Origin of the sequence: Scytonema sp. PRP1, assembly GCF_036697665.2 — a bacterium.
In the GTDB taxonomy this organism is placed as follows: Bacteria; Cyanobacteriota; Cyanobacteriia; order Cyanobacteriales; family Nostocaceae; genus Kalymmatonema; species Kalymmatonema gypsitolerans.
Genome location: NZ_JBAHYJ020000100.1, coordinates 1 through 6,059, shown reverse-complemented (window position 1 = coordinate 6,059; position 6,059 = coordinate 1). Strand labels below are relative to the sequence as shown.

The following is a 6,059-nucleotide window of genomic DNA, read 5'->3' as shown; positions in this document are numbered from 1 at the left end:
TGTCACTGTAAGGATAAGTTGAGCAACTTTGAAGGCATAAGTTGAGCAATCAATTCTTTGAAACCTAATTAAATTCGATATAGCGTAAAGTAGAAATATGAAGATTTGAAAGCATAAGATGAGCAAACGTTCTGTTTAGAAAGTATAAGCTGAGCAAACATTTTCAACACGAGCGTTCATAAATATATAACGTTGTGCTGACATAAACAGTAGGAGGAACTCGGGCTAACGCGCCACCGGATTAAAGAAAGCATTATGCTTGACAACCAAGAGTTTAACAACTGGTGTCGTACTCAACACCTCAGTCGAGCAGCGCAAGCATTAATCTCTGAGATTCGTAGCACCAACCCATCTCGTCGAGTAACAGGGGGTAGGAAAAATGTTTGTGGCTCTTACCCCAGCAGAAAAATGGGAGTAACAATCCAATTCGAGAGCCACCGTAACGAATTAGCATGTATTTACGAACTAGAAAACGACCCATCTGTACTCGAATATTACGACCAACCAAAGCCTATCGAGCTAGTTTACCTTGCAAAAAGTGGGCGGAAAAATAGACACCAATATACACCAGACTTCTTTATTATTCGGACTGATTGCGCTCTTTGGTGCGAATGCAAAACAGAACAAGAACTAAACAAATTAACCGAACTTAGTCCAAATCGATATTGTAAAGGGTCAGATGACAAATGGCATTGTCCCCCAGGAGAAGACTATGCTCGTCTTTATAGTTTCGACTTCCAAGTATGGTCAGATGCTCAAATTAACTGGAACTTTCAACAAAACTTAATTTGGCTAGAAGATTACTTCGGTTACTCGTCAGAAATCATAAAAGAAACTGAAAAGTTTTTGATTGTAAACATTGTTAAAAATAATCCAGGGATAACCCTTGCAGAACTTTTAACAAATAAAGATATCAATGTCGATACCGTATATTGGTTAATTGCTTTTAATGAAATTTACGTAGAACTTGATAAAGTCAAGCTCTCGCAAGCTGAGACAGTACTCATATTTATTAACAAAGATGTGGCTTGATCTTATGAGTATCTAAGCAAGAGTGAATCACATCAAAAGACCAGCCATGAAATAGGATTACAAATAGCTGTGGGTACTTGTATTTCGTGGGATGGAAAATTTTGGGAGATAGTAAATACAGGAGCTGCAACTACTGGATTATTACGTGCAGATGGCAAGCTTATAGAGCTACCAAATACAGCATTCACAGCGTTAATTGATAATTGTAAAATAGCTGGAGTCGGTACAACTCTAAGCGAAAATATTAAAGCAGCATCAATCGGAATTCTACAACAGGCAACTTGTAAAGACATTATAGAAGCCAACCGTCGCTACAGTTTAATACAACCATACTTAGTGGATAATCCTCCAATATACCCAAGCAGTACAATCCGCCGTTGGCGCAGTCAGTACCAAAAAGCTTTAAACATTTATGGAAATGGATATATAGGATTACTGCCTAATCACAACAGTAAAGGCAACCGTACAGCAAAAATTGACGCTCAAACCAAAGAATTTATGCTCGAATTTATACTAGAGCATTATGAAACACCCAAACAACGAAGAAAATTACGGGTTTATGAGTCATTTGTTTTAGCTTGTCAAAACCACTCTCCGCCATTAAAACCTCCATCCCGAATTACATTTTGCGCTTATATCAAAACTAGAAGCGGACACGAGCAAACTAGAAAGCGTCTTGGTAATCGGGCAGCTATTCCAGAAGAGCCATTTTACTGGGAATTAGAGCAAACTACGGAAAGACATGGCAGTCGTCCCTTTGAGATTGTCCATATTGACCATACTCAACTTGATATTGAATTAGTCAGTTCCCTCGAATCTCTAACTAGTTGTCATATTGCCACAAACAAGGATTTTCATCAAAATTTAGGTCGTCCTTGGGCAACCTTTATGGTTGATGCATATAGCCGGAAAATTTTAGCCGTTTACCTCACTTTTGATGAGCCAAGCTATCGAGCTTGTATGATGGTAATCCGCATAGTAGTGCAACGGTTTGGTCGATTTCCTCAAAGTATAGTTGTAGATAACGGCGCAGAGTTTCACAGTCACTATTTTGAACAATTATTAGCATATTACACTTGCACTCTCAAATATCGACCACCAGCACATGCCAGGTTTGGTTCAATTGTTGAAAGATTATTTGGGACAGCCAATACGCAGTTTATTCATGAGTTGCAAGGTAATACCCAAATTAAACGTCTTAACCGCCAAGTTACTGTATCAGTTAGTCCAGAACGATTAGCAATTTGGACATTAGGAGAACTATATTTAGCTATATGCGAATGGGCATATTCAGTTTATGACCAAAGATTGCATCCCACATTAGGTAAAAGCCCTCACGATGCTTTTGTCTACGGACTTGCCATTGGCGGAAGTCGTTTACATCAACGAGTCGAATATGACGAATTATTTAGCATCTTAACTCTACCTGCACCCGATGGGGGACAGCGGAAAGTTCAACCTGGAAAAGGGGTAAAAATCCATAATATTTATTACTGGGCAGACATATTCCGGAACCCAGAAATTGAGAAATCAATGGTGTGGGTGAGGTATGACCCTTGGGATGCAGGAGTTGCCTATGTTTTAGCAGGAAAACAATGGGTAAAATGCATTTCTTCGTACTATCAATATTTCCAAGGACGTTCCGAAAAAGAAATTCGACTCATCAGCGCAGAACTGAATCAGCACAAACGTAATTATGAGAGAAACCGGACAATAACGGATAAAGAATTAGTGAATTTTTTAAATTCTCAACAAGCATCTGAAGGGAGCTTCCTTAAACAACGCTTGCGTGATGCTGAACATTACAAAATTCACAAAATCATTCAAAATAGTTCTGACGAACCACACAAATTATATCCTACTTGTTCTGATAACGAAAATGCTCTCTCTTCACAAGAAGAAAATAATACTGAGACAAATTACAATTCCCACAAGAGTTTCAACTCCAACACAGAAATTTTTGAATATTATGGAGAGTTTTAATGTCAACCGAAAAAAGCTTTCCTCGTGATTTACTCCAGCGACCTCAACAGGATAGAGTTGCTTATTTCCAGCAATATACAATGGCACATCCGAAATTACTATTAGCTTTTGAGAAACTAACACATGCAATTGATGACCCAGCAACTGTAGCTTTAATCTTTTTATTTGGTCCAACGGGTGTTGGTAAAACAACTTTACTCCGTCGCATGACAACTAAGTTGCTAACTTCAAATCTTGAAAAAATGGAACAGGATAAAGGCTTTATTCCTATTGCTGGGATTGAAGCTGCTACCCCGGAATTTAGTAACTTTAATTGGAAGGATTTTTACTCACGTGCTTTGACTGTTCTCCAAGACCCATGCTTGGAACTACCAGGTTACGGTCAAGTTACTAATTCAAAGTTGAAAACTTCGCTGGAAACTGCACTTAAATATCGTCAACTTCAAGTTTTTTGCATTGATGAAGCACAAAATCTTAGCAAAGTTGCCAGCGGACGTAAATTACGCGACCAAACTGATTGTATCAAATCGCTGGCTAACTTCACTGCTGTTAAGTTTGTACTGGCGGGTACTTATGATTTATTAATACTGCGAAATTTGAGTGCTCAACTGTGCCGACGTAGCCTGGATATTCATCTGGAACGCTACAAAGCCGAAAATCCGGAGGATTTAAAAGCTTTCAGAGGTATTGTCCAAACCTTTCAACGCCATTTACCTCTTGAAGTTGAGCCGGATTTACTTAAACACTGGGATTTTTGCTATGAGCGCAGTTGTGGTTGTGTGGGTATTCTAAAAGATTGGCTTAGCCGTGCGTTTTTTTATGCATCTTCTCAAGGAGATAAAACTCTGACTATTAAACACTTGCAATCGTCTGCTTACTCTACTGAACAATGCATGATTATAATCACCGAAACTAAACATGGAGAAAAGCAACTTGAGTTAATAGAGGACAGTTCTGCTTTAAGAATTGCTTTAAGCTTAGAACATAATAATGATGCTTATCCTTCAGGTACCCACACTGCTACAACTCAAAAAAAATTCCGTCGTGACAAAGTAGGTAATACTAAACCTCAACGTCGTCCAGTTGGAGGAGGTGAAAATGCCAGTTGAATATTTGACTAACTATGAATCTTGGGATTTTGACACAAATGAACTTCCTCCCCGTAGTCCTCTTTACTCTCTTCTTCCTATCGGTATTGGTACACCCGCAGTTGAAAGTTTTACCAGTTACCTGACTCGCTTGGCGGCTGCTCATGGTGTTTCTGTTACTACTTTGATTCGCTATAAAATTGCACCATTGTTTATCGAAAGCAGTCAACCAACAGATTTACTATCCGCCTATAGTATCAGAATACTTATGGATGCTTCGCTCAAAAAACCTACAATGCTCTTGATTCAAACTGCTGGATTTTGGTTAGACCTAACTCAAAATGCTTCTAAGCTTGTCTGTGCTGTTAAAACATTGACTGGTAGGCAAGATATTCAATATACGTCACTACTGTCAATGCAGAGGTGGCGGCTAAAGTTTAATAATATTTTCCATTTCTCACAACGCTGGTGTCCTGACTGCTATTCTGACTGGCTTGAGTGCGGAAAGCCTATCTACCAACCTTTGTTATGGGCTTTGGAACCTGTAACTGTTTGCCCCCATCACCAACGTTACCTACAGTTGCGATGCAAAGATTGCAATAGTTTACAGCCATTTCTCATTTTGGACAAAACTCAAGCTGGTTGTTGTTGTATGTGTGGTGCATGGCTTGGACAAATTTTAGAGGAGGAGGCTAATTTCAAGTTGCTCTCCGTTGATTGGGACAACTGGGTTGCTCAAGTTCTGGGAAAACTCCTAGCTGCGACCGATGTACTTATTACAAATCCGACTAGAAAGGAAACTCGGTCTCTTGAGTGTCCAACATTTAATAGTCTAAATTGGTTTTTAAGGCAGTGTTATCAGATCGGAATCAATCCTGTTGAATGTTTGAGTAATTTTTAAATTAAACTTGGGTGTATTTGAGTTCAACGTGCTCCCACCTGAAGTCAGATCGCAACATCCGTAGCGCTATACTTTTCTCCTTCGTCTTTGTAAGTATAAGGCTAGTTTATTCAAGCAGAAAGCATAAAGTAAGCAACTTGCGCTTTTCTTATGCTTACAGTACTTTAATGTGAAATATCAGTAAGCTGTGCCTTTCTCGCTCTAAAATATCTATACGGTTGTATCTCCATCAGTGTAGATATGGTGAAAATAGAGCGCGAGTCTATCAACTTCAAATTACCAAAATCCTTATGTGACGCACTGAGAGCCGCAGCAGAACAACGCAACACTACCGCCACTGATTTGGTAATTCAAGGGTTGCACCATATTTTGGGGGGTGTACCTGGTGTGGAGGCTAGTGTCGAAGTTCGTTTATACCAACTTGAAGAAGAATTTTGGCTTCTCAAACAAAGCATTAATCTAACTAGCACCAACCCCCATCAAGAAAGTAGGTTAACTGTATTGGAGAATAAACTCGAAGCTATAAGTACTCGACTCGCTCAATTTGAAGGGGTGATAACGCAACTTCAATATAGCGTCAATTCATCAAAATCCCGCAAATCGGGCTACCCCTATCAATTTAGTTCCCGACCGCTACAACTCCAACCCCTTGATGAGAATAAACTAGCTCTCAGACTTAATACTACTGTAGCAACATTAACTGAAAAACGTACAACCCTGAGTCCCAAAGAGTTTGAATCTTGGACAAGAGACAAAGACAGTATTAAACGTGGATGGCAGTTCAACGATAAAGATGGTCTGTACCACGAAGTAAGCGCAACTTAAAGGGGTGAATGAGAATTGCTGGTAGTGACACATCCTCTCTATTGCATCCAACATCTATCACATTACCCGAAGCGCGTCCATCAACACTGTAAAAAATGCATCCAATACCAAGCGAGTTCAAGGATTATCTATTGAGCGATTGGAAGCATTGGCTTTGTAAGCATAAGTTAAGCAAGTCTCTTTGAAAGCATAAAGTGAGCAAGTTGCTCAACTTATCCTTACAGTGACAA

General features: G+C 39.4%; 5 protein-coding genes. All 5 read left to right on the top strand.

The features are described 5' to 3' along the window. The first annotated feature begins 255 nt into the window (after positions 1-255). The 5 genes from V5G28_RS26505 to V5G28_RS26485 all read left to right on the top strand — a co-directional run bounded on the left by V5G28_RS26505 (position 256) and on the right by V5G28_RS26485 (position 5,829). Positions 256-1,032: a TnsA endonuclease N-terminal domain-containing protein gene (locus V5G28_RS26505; protein ID WP_336231348.1), complete on the top strand. Its 777-nt coding sequence runs from the start codon at positions 256-258 to the stop codon at positions 1,030-1,032. A gap of 69 nt (positions 1,033-1,101) precedes the next feature. After that, entirely contained in the window at positions 1,102-3,015 is a 1,914-nt protein-coding gene (locus V5G28_RS26500; RefSeq protein ID WP_336231347.1) for a DDE-type integrase/transposase/recombinase, read from the top strand. Further along, complete coding sequence (locus V5G28_RS26495) at positions 3,015-4,124, top strand: ATP-binding protein (RefSeq protein WP_336231346.1); 1,110 nt, start codon at positions 3,015-3,017, stop codon at positions 4,122-4,124. Before V5G28_RS26500 ends, V5G28_RS26495 begins: the two co-directional genes overlap by 1 nt. Next, positions 4,114-5,004 carry a TniQ family protein gene (locus V5G28_RS26490; RefSeq protein ID WP_336231345.1) on the top strand — a complete coding sequence of 297 codons (891 nt, stop codon included), beginning with the start codon at positions 4,114-4,116 and terminating at the stop codon, positions 5,002-5,004. The genes V5G28_RS26495 and V5G28_RS26490 overlap by 11 nt, the downstream gene beginning before the upstream one ends. 240 nt (positions 5,005-5,244) lie before the next feature. Continuing rightward, entirely contained in the window at positions 5,245-5,829 is a 585-nt protein-coding gene (locus V5G28_RS26485; protein WP_336231344.1) for a hypothetical protein, read from the top strand. Positions 5,830-6,059 lie beyond the last annotated feature (230 nt).